We start from the raw sequence: 14,688 nt of genomic DNA, 5'->3' as shown, positions 1-14,688 counted from the left end.
GATTAGTTCTCCCCTTCAGTTGTCTGCATCAATAAATGCTCTATTGCACGACGGGCAGCTTCCTGTTCCGCTTCTTTCTTGGATTTGCCGATTCCTTTTCCAAGTTGTTGTTCATTGAGATTGACTACGGTAACAAACTTTTTCGCATGTGCAGGACCTTTTTCTTCAATGACTTCATATTGAAGGGGTCCGTTATTTTTTTGCTGCACCAATTCTTGCAGACGACTCTTATAATCTGTCACATGCGAAAAAGCTCCGATACTAATTTTCGGAAAAACGATTCGTTTTAGAAACTCTTCAACGACTTCCATGCCCTGATCCAAGTAGAGCGCACCGATATACGCTTCAAATACATCCGCCAGTAATGCAGGACGCATTCTTCCGCCAGTTAGTTCTTCACCCTTGCCCAGAAGAATATAATCTCCAAAGTTCAATTCATTCGAAAACTTAACAAGTGATGGCTCACAAACAATCGCTGCACGAAGTTTCGTCAGTTCCCCTTCGCTTTTTGCCGGTTCTGTACGGAATAAAAATTTAGATACCCCAAGTTCCAATACAGCGTCTCCAAGGAATTCCAATCGTTCATTATCAGAAAATTTCTTTCGGCGATGTTCATTGACATAGGATGAATGGGTAAATGCATTATACAATAAATTCTCATCCTGGAATTGAACACCTAATTCTTGCTGGAGCTTGGTAAATTTCTCGCGTACAGCTTGTGGCAATGTAGGGTGTGATGCGGTTTCTTTCGAAGTTCTTTTATTTTTCATAAACTACTCTGCCTCTCATCTATTAATAGTCTGTACACACTTGTAAAGCGAAAAGAGACGCTTTCTCCTTTTCAGATGAAAGGAAGAAAGTGTCTCACCAAAAAGGTCATTCGCCTACTTTTTCTGTAATGTACGTTACTGCATCTCCGACAGTTGCAATTTTCTCTGCATCGTCATCAGAAATTTCCGTTTCAAACTCATCTTCAAATTCCATAACAAGTTCTACTACATCTAGTGAATCAGCTCCAAGATCCTCACGGAAAGAAGCTTCAGGTTTTACTTCGCTTTCATCGACGCCTAGACGGTCGACAACTACTTTTGTTACACGCTCAAGTACTGTTGACAACATAGTCACCTCCTCTCAAGGCCATAGTCGGCTCATTAGTTACTATTGAATTATAGAGGGTAGTCCCCTCGTTACGCAACCATAAACAGCGCTTTAGGAGAAGTAGTTCATTTACATCACCATGCCGCCGTCTACATTAATGGTCTGACCGGTAATATATTTCGCTTCATCGGATAGTAAGAATGCGACGGCACCCGCTACATCTTCCGCACTTCCAAGCTTGCCTAAAGGAATCGTTGATAATAATTGCTCTTTCATATCATCGCCCAATTCATCTGTCATATCTGTTGTAATGAATCCTGGAGCGACGGCATTCACTAAAATATTACGTGCCGCTAATTCTTTTGCGGTTGTTTTCGTCAAACCAATGACGCCCGCTTTTGCCGCCACATAATTTGCTTGTCCAGCATTTCCTACAACACCTACGACCGAAGCCATATTAACAATTCTTCCTGCACGCTGACGCATCATTTGGCGCGTAACAGCTTTTGTGCATAGGAATACACCTTTTAAGTTAATCGATAATACCTCATCCCACTCGTCTTCCTTCATGCGCATCAATAAATTATCTCGCGTGATGCCAGCGTTATTAACGAGGATATCAATACTACCAAATTGCTTAATCGTCTCATCCATCATGGCTTTCACTTGATCAGCATCAGAGACATTCGCTTGAAAGACAAGTGCTTCTCCACCCGCAGAACGAATTTCCGCTGCGACCGTTTCTGCCCGATCTTGGCTACCGCTATAATTAACGACTACCTTAGCACCTTCCGAAGCTAAGCGTAAAGCGACAGTGCGCCCAATCCCTCTGGATGCCCCTGTAACTACTGCCGTTTTCCCATCGAATCTTCCCATCATGACCATCCTTTCGCTTCTTCAAGCAACTTCTCAAGCGTTTCTTCATCGTATACTGGATATACTTTTGCTGTACGGTCTATTTTACGGATTAATCCGCTCAATACTTTTCCTGGTCCACACTCTATGAAACGAGTAACACCCAATTCAAGTAATCTTTCAATAGACTCTTCCCAGCGTACAGGTGAGTACAATTGTTCAACAAGTAATTTTTTTATTTCATCCTGCTTCGTTACTTCATCTGCTGTAACGTTTGCAATGATAGGAATTTTTGCATCCTTCATATCGATGCCTTCAAGCGTCTTTTGTAATTCTCCTGCCGCTGGTTGCATGAGGACAGAGTGGAAGGGTCCACTTACATTCAATGGTAATGCACGTTTCGCACCCGCTTCCTTCAAGGCTGTACATGCTTTATCCACACCTTCCTTTGCACCCGAAATAACGATTTGGCCAGGGCAGTTTAAGTTGGCTGGTTGTACAGGATGTCCCGACTCCGTAATGTTCGCTGTAATCGACTCCAATACGTCACGATCCATTCCAAGTATGGCCGCCATGGCACCTTTACCTGCTGGTACGGCTTCATTCATATACAGACCTCTTTTATGAACAGCCACTACTGCATCTTCAAATGAAAGAACTTTGGATTCAACAAGAGCTGTATACTCACCTAGACTATGTCCTGCTGTATAGTCTGGCATAATGCCTTCTTCTTCCAAACGTGCTGCGATCATCGCACCCACCGTAAGTAGAGCCGGTTGAGCATTATAGGTCAACGTCAATTCATCTTGAGGGCCTTCGAGCATCAATGTGCTCAGTTCAAAACCAAGAGCTTCATCAGCTTTTTGCATGAATTCCTTACATGCCTCGTTCTTCTCTGTGAATACTTTCCCCATCCCTACAGCTTGTGAGCCTTGTCCCGGAAAAACAAATGCCAGTTTACTCAAGATTCCTCTTCCTCTCCGATTGTTTTTTTAATCGTTTCGCATACTTGATATTGTACCATGGTTCTTGCTTGGCGAACTGCATTAAAAAGCGCGTTGGCATTTGATGAACCATGCGCTTTGATGACCGGATGGTTCAAGCCAAATAAACCCGCTCCGCCATACTCCGAGTAATCCATCTTCTTCTTCAAACCTTTTAGATCATCTTTCACTAAGCCAGCGGCAAGTTTGGTTTTCAATGAAGACATGAACACATCTTTGATCATGGAAAACACATTCATCGCAGTACCTTCAATAGTTTTCAACACCATGTTTCCTGTAAAACCGTCCGTGACAACGACATCTGCCACGCCATTCAACAAATCACGCGACTCCACATTACCGACGAAGTTGATGGGTGCAGCTTGCAACTCTTCATAGGCGTGTTTTGTCAGCTCATTACCTTTTCCAGCTTCTGTTCCAATATTCAATAACCCTACACGGGGCTTGTCGATTCCGCGCACTTTCTCTGCATAGATACTACCCATGACGGCAAATTGTGCTAACTGTGTCGGTTTACTATCTGAGTTCGCTCCTGCATCTAACAACACGAAACCACTGCCGTCAATGGTGGGTAACGTCGGTGCCAGTGCCGGTCTTTGAATACCATCTAAGCGACCTACGATAAAGAGTCCTGCCGACATAAGAGCCCCTGTATTACCAGCTGACACACACGCCTGAGCCTCTCCATCTTTTACCGCTTGCGCCATACGGACCATGGAAGCATCTTTTTTCTTTCGAATCGCACGCACGGGCTCATCATCAGGTTCAATGACTTCAGAGCAGTGTACTACTTGGAGGCGTGGATGTGTTTCGAGGAATGGTGCCATTTTTTGCTCATCACCAAATATATGTATCGTTATGTCATCAAATGCATGAAGGCTCTGCAATACTCCTTTGACAATCTCTCCGGGTGCGTTATCTCCACCCATTGCATCTACTGCAATAATCATATGTAATTACCCGCCTTTTTTTGTTGTACGGTACATCTGAAACTCCCCCGAAAAAACAGGATCACTCTCTACTGTTGACAGGACATCGACGACCGTACTTTTATTTTTCAAGGTTTCCTTGCGCACAGTAGCACGAGACACTACACGATCACCGGCTCTTACTGGCTTTTGAAAGTGCAGTGAAGAACGAACTGTCAAAGCCAAATCATCGTCCAAGACCGCTACAGCCAATGAGTTCGCTTGCGCAAACAAATGATGACCTCTGGCTATGCCATTTCGTTTGAACACATGCACGTCTTGTACATCAAAGATTGAAATTGCTTTATCATCCAATTCCACATCAATAATTTCTCCAAATATTTCTTCTGCTTGCATAGACTTCACTGTACCTAACATTTGTTGTGACGCTACGGATTTCAACCGCTCTCGCAATTCCGGAATATGACATTCTAATCGATCCAGCCGGACGGTTTGAATACTCACAGAAAAATGCCTGGCAATGTCTTCATCTGTTAGAAAAGGATCTTCTTTAAGCAGCGTTACAAGTAATTGTTGCCTCTCCTGTTTCGGAACTCTCAATTACTACACCCCTCCAGATTAGCACTTGGTATTAATACTAAGTATATAAAGAGGTAAATCAGATTGCAAGAGGTTATCTTATATACTACGTTACACATCTATCAATCTATACGCTTATCAGTGAGTGCGCCTGACTGCTCTAGACGTTCGCGTAATGTGGCATATTCATCACTTGTCCAAAACGCATCTGAATTCAACAAGCGTTCCGCATCCTCACGCGCTATAGAGAGTGCTTTAAAATCATGAATCAAGTCTGCCATTTTGAATTCTGGCATTCCACTTTGCTTCTTGCCAAAAATATCCCCTGATCCGCGTAGCTCCAAATCTTTTTCAGCTAAAATAAATCCATCGTTCGTTTCTGTCATCGACTGCATCCGCATCTTTCCTTCTTCTGTAGACGGATTAGCGAGCAATACACAATATGACTGATCGGATCCTCGTCCTACACGTCCCCTTAATTGGTGTAACTGAGCTAGACCGAATCTTGTTGCATCATAAATCAGCATGAAAGTTGCGTTCGGCACATTGACGCCTACTTCTACAACTGTAGTGGAAACAAGGACATTTGACTGTCCTTCACTGAATTCCCGCATGACCTGATCTTTTTCAGCTGAAGGCAATCGACCGTGCATCAAACCTACCGTATACCGACCAGCGAAATAGTTACTCAATTCTGCATGTACTTCCACTGCGTTTTGGACATCCAACTTATCGGATTCTTCGATCAATGGACAAATGACATACGCCTGCCTTCCTGCACGTAACTCTTTCTCCATCTTCTGTAACACAGGTATTAAGGATTCTTCTTTTAACCAATGGGTTTCAATTTCTTTCCGTCCTGCCGGTAATTCGTCTAAAACCGAAACATCCATTTCACCAAATACCGTAATGGCTAGCGTTCTAGGAATAGGGGTCGCAGTCATGAATAATACATCCGGGTTTAAACCTTTATCACGCAAGACACGACGTTGTTGCACTCCGAAACGGTGTTGTTCATCCGTCACGACAAAGCCCAGTTTATGAAATTGTACTTCAGGTTGGATGAGCGCGTGCGTTCCGATGAGCAAGTCAATCTCCCCGACTTCTAACCGTTCCAGTAACTCTCTTCTCGCTTTCGCTTTTGTAGATCCAGCTAGAAATGCGACAGTCACACCAAACGGTTCGAACCAGTTGGCTAATAACTCGGCATGTTGTTCAGCCAATATTTCTGTTGGCGCCATCAATGCTCCCTGGAATCCTGCTGTCACCGCTGCATACAGAGCGATGGCTGCCACAGCTGTCTTGCCTGATCCCACATCCCCTTGCAGTAAACGGTTCATACGGAGTGGTGATTTCAACTCTGCACATAATTCATTCACCACACGTTTTTGCGCATTCGTTAATTCAAACGGCAACGTATGGATGAACTTTTTCAGCAAATCCAAGTCATATTGAATAACAAGTCCTTTTTCTTGCTCTTTACGCAGTTTTTTCATCCCTTGAATTTTTAACTGAAACAGTAATAATTCTTCATAAACAAAACGTCTACGAGCATGCTTGACGTCTTCAGTCTTAGTCGGGAAATGAACCATCTCTAAAGCTTGTGTAATAGACGGCAACTTGTAGACTTCGAGCATTTCCTGCGGCAGTGTCTCTTCTATAACACCAGCCGTTAAATCTATCACAGTGCGCATATAGCGCCGAAACGTTTTTTGATGCATAATTCCTTTCAAACTATAAACCGGTTCAAAATCAGTTTGCTCACCGGTATGTAGACGATTCACCGTTATTGACTGGCGGCCTCGATCCCATGCGCCAGTAACATTTATTTGCATTCCCGTAACTAGACGGTCTTTTAAATAATGTTGATTGAAAAACACTGCTTTTACTAAATGATGGCCGACCAATAAACGGACTTGCATTCTTGAACGATTTTTTCCAGAATAAAACACGGTCGGTTCGGACTCTACCCGACCTTCCACCGTGACGCGCTCACCATGTGGCGTTTCAGTCAAATCCCTCATACGAAAATCTTCATGGCGGTACGGGAAAGTGTACAACAAATCTTCAATCGTCAAAATTCCCAGTTTTTCAAATTGTTCAGTTGTTGCTTTACCGATTCCTTTTACTGTCCCTACACTATTTTCCAAGATGTTCTCCATGTAAAATTACCTCCTTTCCATATCTAGTTAGAAAACGAGTGTTCTTCTTTTCAGTTTACCATGAAAAGACAGGAAAATAAAAACGTTGCCCCTACTTGCGGGACAACGTGATGTATTTATTCAACAGAGATAATATATGGATAGAGCGGTTGTTTTCCAGCGTATAATTCTATATCTACATGCTCGAATTGCTCTTCAACATATTCACTAACTTTTTCTGCTTCTTCAGAGGTCACGTCTTCACCATAAATGATTGTGACGATCTCATCTGCTTCATCAATCATGGATGAAATAAGGTTCTTTGTCACACTTTCCAAGGAAGAATCGGAACTAGTGATTTTGCCTTGAGCGATTCCCATGAAATCATCTTTATGGATCGTTACACCATCGATCGATGTATCACGAACAGCGTAAGTGACCTGACCAGTTTTTATAGCAGAAGCCGCTTGTAACATTGCTGTGGCATTCTTCTCAACTGTTGCTTCAGGATTAAATGCCAAAATAGCCGCTAAACCTTCCGGAACGGATTTCGTCGCTACAACTGCCGCTTCAATCTCCAACACTTCAGCCGCTTGTTCAGCAGCCATGATAATGTTTTTATTATTCGGCAAGATCAATACTCTTTCTGCACCGATTTCTTGAATCGCTTTAACGATATCCTCCGTTGAAGGATTCATCGTCTGTCCACCTTCAATTACAGCTGATGCTCCAATGCTTTTCAGAAGTTCTGCGATGCCTTCGCCCATCGAAACCGTTACAATCGCGTATTTATGCTGAACCGGTTTCAATGTTGACGTTTCATCCCGATTCATAATATCACTATGTTGCTCACGCATATTATCGATCTTCATCTTCGTTAATGAACCATATTTCTGTCCATAAGACAAAGCATCTCCCGGTTCTTCAGTGTGAATATGTACTTTTACTACTTCATCATCTGAAATGACGAGTAGTGAGTCACCAAGTTCACTTAAATCTTGACGGAATGTGGCTTCATCAAATGGCTGACCATGCAACTTATCCGAATCCAATTTGACCATAAATTCCGTACAGTAGCCAAACTCAATGTCTTCTGAGTTCATGAAACTTTGTATACTGCGGTGATGCTCTGTCATAATTAAGTCATCCATTGAGTGCATCACTACCTTCTCAGGTAAGTCTTCACCTTTTAGGCATGCCAAAAATCCTTCGTATACATATACGAGACCTTGTCCACCACTGTCTACTACTCCTACTTCTTTTAACACAGGTAAAAGATCAGGCGTTCGTTTCAGCGAAGCCTTAGCTTCTTCTACAATAATTTCTAGCAATGCCGTTAAATCTGATGCATCTGCTATATGCTCAACTGCCGCGTTAGCTGCGTCTTTGGCAACGGTCAAAATGGTTCCTTCTACAGGTTTCATAACGGCTTTGTAAGCTGTATCCACACCGTATTGAAGTGCTTCCGCAAATTGCTTAACGTTGACTTCTGCTTCATTTTCAATTTGCTTGCTGAAGCCTCTGAATAACTGGGATAGGATCACACCAGAATTTCCACGAGCACCCATAAGCAACCCTTTTGAAAATGCCTGTGCCGTCAAACCGATATGTTCCTGAGCATTTCTTTCTGTTTCTTTCGCACCGGATGTCATGGATAAATTCATATTCGTTCCCGTATCACCATCTGGCACCGGGAATACATTTAAAGAATCCACATAATCCGCATTTTGATGAAGATGATGCGAACCCATTTCTACCATCTTCGCAAATTGCAATCCATTGATTGAAGTCATTGACTTAAAGGCCTCCTTTTACACGTTCGTTACACGAACTCCCTGAACAAAAATATTTATAGAACTTACTGATAGCCCCAACGTCGTTTTCACTATATATTGCACTTTAGATTGTACTTGATAGGCCACTTCAGTGATTTTCGTGCCGTAGCTCATGATGACGTAGATATCGATATGGAATGCATCGCCCTCGTTACGTACAATTACGCCACGAGAATAGTTTTCCTTGCGAAGAATTTCTGTAAGCCCATCGCGAATTTGATGCTGAGAAGCCATCCCTACAATTCCATAACACTCGACCGCAGCCTCTCCGACTACTTGTGCAATTACGTCATTTGTAATATCAATTGTACCATGCTCATTTTTCAGTTCGATTGACATTCCTCTTCTCCTCCCCCATCTCTAGACACATCATACGTACATTATACGGGAATTCATCAGGAATGAAAGTATTGAAACCGTTAAAATATAGTGTAAAGGAAAAAACCTTGAGAGTATCAAAATAAAATGTTGCATCGATTCGACGCTTATGATAAAGTACTATGGTATGCGAATTGTAACGTGAATCGCTAAATAATTCACGAGGAGGAACTAAAATGGCTAAACAATGTGTTATTACTGGACGTAAAGCTCGTTCTGGAAACACTCGTTCTCACGCTTTGAACTCTAGCAAGCGCACTTGGGGCGCTAACCTTCAAAAAGTTAGAATCCTAATCGACGGCAAACCTAAACGCGTTTGGGTATCTGCAAGAGCTTTAAAATCAGGCAAAGTACAACGAGTATAATGATCTAATGCTGAAAGCGCCGGTAAGCCTCGACAGATGTTGGAGGAATTACCATAAAGGCGCTTTTTTGCCTTTCTGGAAATTCCGAAACAATCCGAGAGGCTGGCGCTTGAAGCTGGATGTAATCGAAAGCTGAAGACGGCGTTTAGCCGCGACAGGCACTGGAGGGCTAGAAAATACAGGCTGTTTTTGCCTGTACTTTCTAGCCTGAAGTGTCCCGAGCCGCTGCCGTCTGAAGCTGATATGATTAAAAGCTGAAAGCGCCGGTTAACCTCGACAGTTGTTCGAGGAATCACCGGTGCTTTTATGCTTATCTAAAATTCAAAAAAACACAAAGCACCTTTTTAGGCGCTTTGTGATTTTTCTTTTTTGCGTTTTTTTGTCTTGGCGGCTTTTGAATTGGCAGCAACAGTCGATTTAGTACGGCTGTCCTTTTGAAAAGCTACTGCGCACTTTCTCACGATGTTACTGACAAACTTCGGAAGCGTGAATGTGTATACTCGCAAATCCCCCAACTCCTTTCAGGAATCTGAACTCCTTACCATTAAGCATATGCCTTCACGGAAAGAGATAGTACAAACATCCGCCACTGTTTCGTTACTTGTAAAACGAGTTACACCCATTTCTAATCGTTCATTCACCGTTTCATATTTGAAGCCTGTCAGCGTCAACCCTGTCACGACGGGGCCAAACGAGAAAAAGGAAGTATACGGAAAGCGTGAATCTTTCTTTACACGTCTCACGCCAGGTAGCATGACACGAATATCATTTGTAGTGTTGTGTATCTTGAATTTCACTTTAGGATTTCCTGCTTGCATACGATACAATAAATGCAAAGCAGACTGTAAGTGATCCAGGCGACCACCCGTCACGCCAGTTAATATAATATAATCGGGTTGATACGCAAGCGCTCGCTGTACAGCCAGTTCTGTGTCTGTCTCATCTTTATCTTCATTCGCACGATGGACAATTTCTACGTTCGAGTTGATCTGTTTAAATTGCTCTTCCGTCACAGAATCAAAGTCGCCAACTGCTTCATTGGGCTGGATCCCTTTTTCCAATAAATACAACGCACCACGGTCTACCCCGATATACACAGTATCTTCTTGATCGTATTCAGCTAAGTCAACTACTTCTTCTATAGGACCTGCTGCACACACGATGGCATACTTCATCTCGCCATCACACTCTCGCCTGCTGATTTAATAGCTTGAAGAGCTTTTGCGCGGTCTTCTTTTCCGTAAATTGCAGAACCTGCAACAAAAATAGTCGCACCTGCTTCCACACAAGGTTTGATGGTTTCTTCGTTAATACCGCCATCAATTTCGATTTCAATAGATAGATTACGCTCTTTGATGATATCAGAGAGTTGTTTCACTTTTGGTAGGACCGAATGGATAAACGACTGTCCGCCAAAACCTGGATTGACTGTCATGAACAATACCATATCAATATCTTCCAGGACATGCATGATATGTTCAACCGGTGTATGAGGATTTAACACAACACCTGGTTTTGCACCTGTCGATTTGATCAATTGCAATGTTCTGTGTAGGTGAGGGCATGCTTCTACGTGTACAGTAATATAATCCGCACCCGCTGACGCAAAGTCCTCAATATAAGCGTCCGGATTTTCAATCATCAAATGGACGTCAAGCGGTAACTCCGTCAATGGACGCAACGCCTCGACGACAATAGGGCCCATTGTAATATTCGGTACGAAATGTCCGTCCATTACATCAATGTGAATTAGTTCGGCTCCCGCTTTTTCTACTTCTTTCACTTCTTCACCAAGCCTTGCAAAGTCTGCTGCTAAAATAGATGGCGCAATTTTTATCATAATCAATACCTCGGCTTTCTATCCATAATTTCTTGCAAGAACAACAAATAATTCTTATAGCGACCTTCTGAAATATTTTCTTCTTCCACCTGTGCTTTAACTGCACAACCAGGTTCTTTCACATGAAGACATCCTCTAAATTTACAACCTGCACCTGCTTCAGAAATCTCCACAAAATAATCCCGCAGTTCTTCTTTTTCGATATGTTCGAAATCCAAAGAACTAAAGCCAGGTGTATCTGCTACCAAACCGCCCGCCACTTCCAGTAACTCTACATGACGTGTAGTATGTTTCCCTCGTCCAAGCGCATCCGAGATCACACCGGTTTTTAGTTGTAGTTCAGGTAGTATCGTATTCAATAACGTGGATTTTCCCACACCTGACTGACCTGCAAGGACAGTGGTTTTACCGCTAAAATACGGACGAAGTGTTTCAAGCAATGAATGTTTATTCTCTACATTGCGCAGAACCGTATATCCGATACGTTGATAATATGCGAGATTTTTTTCATTCTCTTCTAATATTTTGGGATCCGCAATATCTTCTTTAGAAATATACAAAATCGGTTCTAACTGATGTGATTCAATGACCGTTAAGAAACGGTCTAGTAAACGAAGACTCATATTTGGTTCCACAACCGAAAAGACCAGCAACACTTGATCTACATTAGCTATAGGCGGTCTGACTAACTCACTTTTCCTCTGATGAACATCTGTAATCGTCGCATCATTGGCTCCGTCAGGAACATACGTAACGAAGTCCCCCACCAAGGGACTAATTTTCTTTAATCGAAAAACACCACGGCTTTTACATTGAATTAAATCCCCATTATGCTCTACGTAATAAAACCCACTGATTGCTTTACGAATTTGGCCTTCAGCCATCGAACTCCTCCTCTATTCCAAATCTGTATAGTTGAACTTATCTTCCTCTATCACTGTTTGATCACGCATAATTTTGTATCCTCCGCGTTCTCCTTCTCGAAGTTCGATCGTAACCTTGCGTGTCGTATCTTCAGTAATCTCAAACTCCTCGATGGGATCATTCATTGTGTGCGTGCGATCCTGTACATAAATCTGGACTTTCTGAGGAACGAGTTCAGGATGAGGCTTCGGATCTATTTCTGAATCTATTTCTTCTTCCTCATCATCTTCATTTTCATCAACTGATTCTTCGGGATAGTTATATGGAATTGTCACAGTCTTCACTAACAACTTAATCGGCTTGGACGCAGGACCTTTCGAAATCACAACGTCCACCCGTTCCCCTTTTTCCAATTTTTCTCCCTTGGAAGGCTTCTGAGAAATAACATATCCTTTATCGACTTTATCCGAATGTTCTTCCCTGACAATGTGGATCTTCAGGCCGGATTTTTTCGCATACTCTTCTAGTTGTTTAGCGGACATACCCGATAAATCTTCAAGTGATTGCAACTCTTTGCCTTTACTGACAGTGAAGATCAACTCCGTTTCTTCAGGAATGACAGACTGATCTGCTTCAGGTTGTTGGCTCAGAATAGTTCCTTTTGGCTCGTCAGAATAGACTTCAACTGATTCAATGGATAAAAATCCGTAGCCATTTAAAAAGCGTTTGGTCGCTTCAAAGTTACGACCCGTATAATCACTAAGCACCATCGGATCTTTCCCGGAGCTGATAAATAATTTTACGCCGTCTCCCTCTTTACGTTTCTTTCCTGCTTGAGGTACTGTTTTAATTACTTGTCCTACTGTGTATTCATCAGACGTCTCTTCAAAACGCTCATCTATGACAAAGCCCTCTTTTTCAAGTATCTCTGTAGCGACAAGCTCTTCTTCCCCTACAACTTCAGGTACGATGATCTCCTTTGGTTTCATCATCATAACCAATAAAAATGTCAGAAACGCTAGAAGTAAAATGCCACCCACTAATACAAACGGCCATTTCTTCTTTTTCTTTTTCGTAGGTGCTACTGGTTCGGGTTTTGCAGGAGCTATTTTCATAGTATCTTCCGCAACAGTGGATTTCGGAACGTCTTTAATAGCAGGAATAGCCATTGTCTTATCATCATCAAATGGTAAGGCGAATTTACTTTCATTCAAACGCTCAGGAGATAAAACAGTTAGTAAATCATCATACATGTCATCTGTAGTCGCATAGCGATAGGTTGAATCTTTAGCTGTTGCCTTTAAAATGACATTTTCTACGCTCTGAGGTATTTCAGGATACTGATCACGGACAGATGGTGTTTCTTCTTGTAAGTGCTTTAACGCAATCGCTACCGCTGTCTCCGCTGAAAACGGTAATTCCCCTGTCAGTAATTCATAAAATACGATACCGAGTGAATATATATCTGATCGTTTCGTCGCCATACCGCCTCTAGCTTGCTCAGGAGACAGATAATGGACAGTTCCTATAACTGAGTTCGTCTTCGTATGTACCGTAGAATTCAAGGCCATCGCAATTCCAAAGTCTGTTATTTTCACATCGTCCTCGCCGTTCATCAGTACATTTTGAGGTTTAATGTCACGATGAATAATACCGTTATGATGAGCATGTGATATGGCAGATACAAGTTGCTTCATAATAGACACGGCGTGTTCTGCCGATAATGCGCCATGAGTATGAATGTAGTCTTTCAGTGTTTTGCCAGCTATGTATTCCATTACTAAGTAATGAAGTTCATCTTCTTGGCCGACATCAAAAATATTTACTATATGAGGATGTGTTAGGCTCGTAGCGGAAAGTGCCTCCCGCTGAAATCGTTTTTTTAATTCCTCTTCATTGCTAAAATCATAATGCAATACTTTGATCGCTACATCACGGTCGAGAATGATATCGTGCGCCAAGTAAACTCTTGACATACCTCCGTCACCGATCACCCGAATAATTTCGTATCGTTTACCGATTCGCTTTCCAATCATACGGGAGACACCTCAATTTCAGGAATAGCCAGTAGTATTACGGTAATATTGTCTTCTCCACCGCGCTGATTCGCCAAGTCTATAAACTCATTCGCTTTGTTTGCCAATGAATCTTCATTCAATATAATATCAAGCATTTTTTCCTTTTCGATCTTATTGCTTAAACCATCTGTACAAAGTAATAAATACGAGTGTGACAGTAAAGGAAATGTGTAGCGGTCAGGTACAATGGATTTCTCCGAGCCTACCGCTTTCATAATCCAATTACGCTGTGGATGCACTTCAGCTTCCTGTTCCGTAATTTCACCGCTATCAAGCAACACATTCACAAATGAATGGTCTTTCGTAATTTGACGAATCGCTTTGCCTGTCACTTGATAAATCCGGCTGTCTCCTACATGAAAAACAACACAGTGATTATCCAAGATCAGCGCGAGGTCTAGCGTAGTACCCATGCCTTTATACGTGTCATCTTTCTGCGCAGTTGTGTACAAAAACTGGTTAATATCTACTACTGCATCATACAGCAAGTCAATCCAATCTTGCTCCGTTACTACTTCTTTGTCAGCGGACATGAATTGCTCGCCTATCATACGCACTGCAGTGGCGCTAGCATAATCTCCGCCCTTATGGCCGCCCATTCCGTCTGCAATGACTGCGAGGATCGTACGCTTTTCAGAATGTACGAATACGGCGGCGTCATCTTCATTCACCGTACGTTTCCGTCCTGTATCTGAGCGTATTTCATATTCCATAGGCTACCC

Annotated in this window: 16 protein-coding genes; 1 reads left to right on the top strand and 15 read right to left on the bottom strand. The window is 42.4% G+C overall.

Annotated elements, in window-relative coordinates; translation table 11 throughout:
* Positions 1–2: 2 nt before the first annotated feature.
* From rnc to CSV74_RS01410, 9 genes are all read right to left on the bottom strand, one after another.
* Complete coding sequence (gene rnc, locus CSV74_RS01450) at positions 3–770, bottom strand: ribonuclease III (RefSeq protein ID WP_029052325.1); 768 nt, start codon at positions 768–770, stop codon at positions 3–5.
* Between the two features lie 106 nt (positions 771–876).
* The gene (locus CSV74_RS01445) at positions 877–1,116 is read right to left on the bottom strand and encodes an acyl carrier protein (protein WP_029052326.1); all 240 of its coding nucleotides are present in this window, start codon (positions 1,114–1,116) and stop codon (positions 877–879) included.
* Between the two features lie 111 nt (positions 1,117–1,227).
* Positions 1,228–1,974: a 3-oxoacyl-[acyl-carrier-protein] reductase gene (fabG, locus tag CSV74_RS01440; protein ID WP_029052327.1), complete on the bottom strand. Its 747-nt coding sequence runs from the start codon at positions 1,972–1,974 to the stop codon at positions 1,228–1,230.
* Positions 1,974–2,918, bottom strand: a complete 945-nt coding sequence (gene fabD, locus CSV74_RS01435; RefSeq protein WP_099690326.1) for an ACP S-malonyltransferase — start codon at positions 2,916–2,918, stop codon at positions 1,974–1,976. The genes fabG and fabD overlap by 1 nt, the downstream gene beginning before the upstream one ends.
* Positions 2,915–3,907, bottom strand: a complete 993-nt coding sequence (plsX, locus tag CSV74_RS01430) for a phosphate acyltransferase PlsX (RefSeq protein ID WP_029052329.1) — start codon at positions 3,905–3,907, stop codon at positions 2,915–2,917. The genes fabD and plsX overlap by 4 nt, the downstream gene beginning before the upstream one ends.
* A 6-nt stretch (positions 3,908–3,913) precedes the next feature.
* Positions 3,914–4,486 (bottom strand): transcription factor FapR, encoded by a 573-nt coding sequence (gene fapR / locus CSV74_RS01425; protein ID WP_029052330.1) that lies wholly within the window; start codon positions 4,484–4,486, stop codon positions 3,914–3,916.
* A 101-nt stretch (positions 4,487–4,587) separates the two neighbouring features.
* Positions 4,588–6,627 (bottom strand): ATP-dependent DNA helicase RecG, encoded by a 2,040-nt coding sequence (gene recG / locus CSV74_RS01420; protein WP_099690325.1) that lies wholly within the window; start codon positions 6,625–6,627, stop codon positions 4,588–4,590.
* Positions 6,628–6,743: 116 nt separating this feature from the next.
* On the bottom strand, positions 6,744–8,399 hold the full coding sequence (locus CSV74_RS01415; protein WP_099690324.1) for a DAK2 domain-containing protein: 1,656 nt from the start codon (positions 8,397–8,399) through the stop codon (positions 6,744–6,746).
* A gap of 18 nt (positions 8,400–8,417) precedes the next feature.
* Positions 8,418–8,780, bottom strand: a complete 363-nt coding sequence (locus CSV74_RS01410) for an Asp23/Gls24 family envelope stress response protein (RefSeq protein ID WP_029052333.1) — start codon at positions 8,778–8,780, stop codon at positions 8,418–8,420.
* A gap of 215 nt (positions 8,781–8,995) precedes the next feature.
* Here CSV74_RS01410 and rpmB point away from each other — a divergent pair, with 215 nt between their 5' ends.
* Entirely contained in the window at positions 8,996–9,184 is a 189-nt protein-coding gene (rpmB, locus tag CSV74_RS01405) for a 50S ribosomal protein L28 (RefSeq protein WP_029052334.1), read from the top strand.
* Positions 9,185–9,528: 344 nt separating this feature from the next.
* On the opposite strand, the gene spoVM is transcribed toward rpmB, so the two are convergent.
* Genes spoVM through CSV74_RS01375 form a run of 6 tightly spaced genes read right to left on the bottom strand, consistent with a single transcriptional unit; the run spans position 9,529 to position 14,679 of the window.
* Positions 9,529–9,690 carry a stage V sporulation protein SpoVM gene (spoVM, locus tag CSV74_RS01400; RefSeq protein WP_099690323.1) on the bottom strand — a complete coding sequence of 54 codons (162 nt, stop codon included), beginning with the start codon at positions 9,688–9,690 and terminating at the stop codon, positions 9,529–9,531.
* Between the two features lie 15 nt (positions 9,691–9,705).
* A complete protein-coding gene (locus CSV74_RS01395) occupies positions 9,706–10,359 on the bottom strand; it encodes a thiamine diphosphokinase (RefSeq protein ID WP_099690322.1) in 654 nt (217 codons plus the stop codon).
* The gene (gene rpe, locus CSV74_RS01390) at positions 10,356–11,024 is read right to left on the bottom strand and encodes a ribulose-phosphate 3-epimerase (protein WP_099690321.1); all 669 of its coding nucleotides are present in this window, start codon (positions 11,022–11,024) and stop codon (positions 10,356–10,358) included. The genes CSV74_RS01395 and rpe overlap by 4 nt, the downstream gene beginning before the upstream one ends.
* A 2-nt stretch (positions 11,025–11,026) precedes the next feature.
* Complete coding sequence (rsgA, locus tag CSV74_RS01385) at positions 11,027–11,908, bottom strand: ribosome small subunit-dependent GTPase A (protein WP_099690320.1); 882 nt, start codon at positions 11,906–11,908, stop codon at positions 11,027–11,029.
* 12 nt (positions 11,909–11,920) lie between these two features.
* A complete protein-coding gene (gene pknB, locus CSV74_RS01380) occupies positions 11,921–13,924 on the bottom strand; it encodes a Stk1 family PASTA domain-containing Ser/Thr kinase (RefSeq protein WP_099690319.1) in 2,004 nt (667 codons plus the stop codon).
* On the bottom strand, positions 13,921–14,679 hold the full coding sequence (locus CSV74_RS01375) for a Stp1/IreP family PP2C-type Ser/Thr phosphatase (protein WP_099690318.1): 759 nt from the start codon (positions 14,677–14,679) through the stop codon (positions 13,921–13,923). Before CSV74_RS01375 ends, pknB begins: the two co-directional genes overlap by 4 nt.
* Positions 14,680–14,688: the final 9 nt, after the last annotated feature.

It is taken from the genome of Sporosarcina sp. P19 (genome assembly GCF_002743165.1).
Lineage (GTDB): Bacteria > Bacillota > Bacilli > Bacillales_A > Planococcaceae > Sporosarcina > Sporosarcina ureae.
This window is presented reverse-complemented; position numbering and strand designations above follow the sequence as displayed.

Bases quoted from the DNA above. Each gene is read 5' to 3' on its own strand.
- rnc (WP_029052325.1), bottom strand. From the start codon at position 770: ATGAAAAATAAAAGAACTTCGAAAGAAACCGCATCACACCCTACATTG.
- fabG (WP_029052327.1), bottom strand. From the start codon at position 1,974: ATGGGAAGATTCGATGGGAAAACGGCAGTAGTTACAGGGGCATCCAGA.
- plsX (WP_029052329.1), bottom strand. From the start codon at position 3,907: ATGATTATTGCAGTAGATGCAATGGGTGGAGATAACGCACCCGGAGAG.
- recG (WP_099690325.1), bottom strand. From the start codon at position 6,627: ATGGAGAACATCTTGGAAAATAGTGTAGGGACAGTAAAAGGAATCGGT.
- CSV74_RS01415 (WP_099690324.1), bottom strand. From the start codon at position 8,399: ATGACTTCAATCAATGGATTGCAATTTGCGAAGATGGTAGAAATGGGT.
- CSV74_RS01410 (WP_029052333.1), bottom strand. From the start codon at position 8,780: ATGTCAATCGAACTGAAAAATGAGCATGGTACAATTGATATTACAAAT.
- rpmB (WP_029052334.1), top strand. From the start codon at position 8,996: ATGGCTAAACAATGTGTTATTACTGGACGTAAAGCTCGTTCTGGAAAC.
- CSV74_RS01395 (WP_099690322.1), bottom strand. From the start codon at position 10,359: ATGAAGTATGCCATCGTGTGTGCAGCAGGTCCTATAGAAGAAGTAGTT.
- rpe (WP_099690321.1), bottom strand. From the start codon at position 11,024: ATGATAAAAATTGCGCCATCTATTTTAGCAGCAGACTTTGCAAGGCTT.
- rsgA (WP_099690320.1), bottom strand. From the start codon at position 11,908: ATGGCTGAAGGCCAAATTCGTAAAGCAATCAGTGGGTTTTATTACGTA.
- pknB (WP_099690319.1), bottom strand. From the start codon at position 13,924: ATGATTGGAAAGCGAATCGGTAAACGATACGAAATTATTCGGGTGATC.
- CSV74_RS01375 (WP_099690318.1), bottom strand. From the start codon at position 14,679: ATGGAATATGAAATACGCTCAGATACAGGACGGAAACGTACGGTGAAT.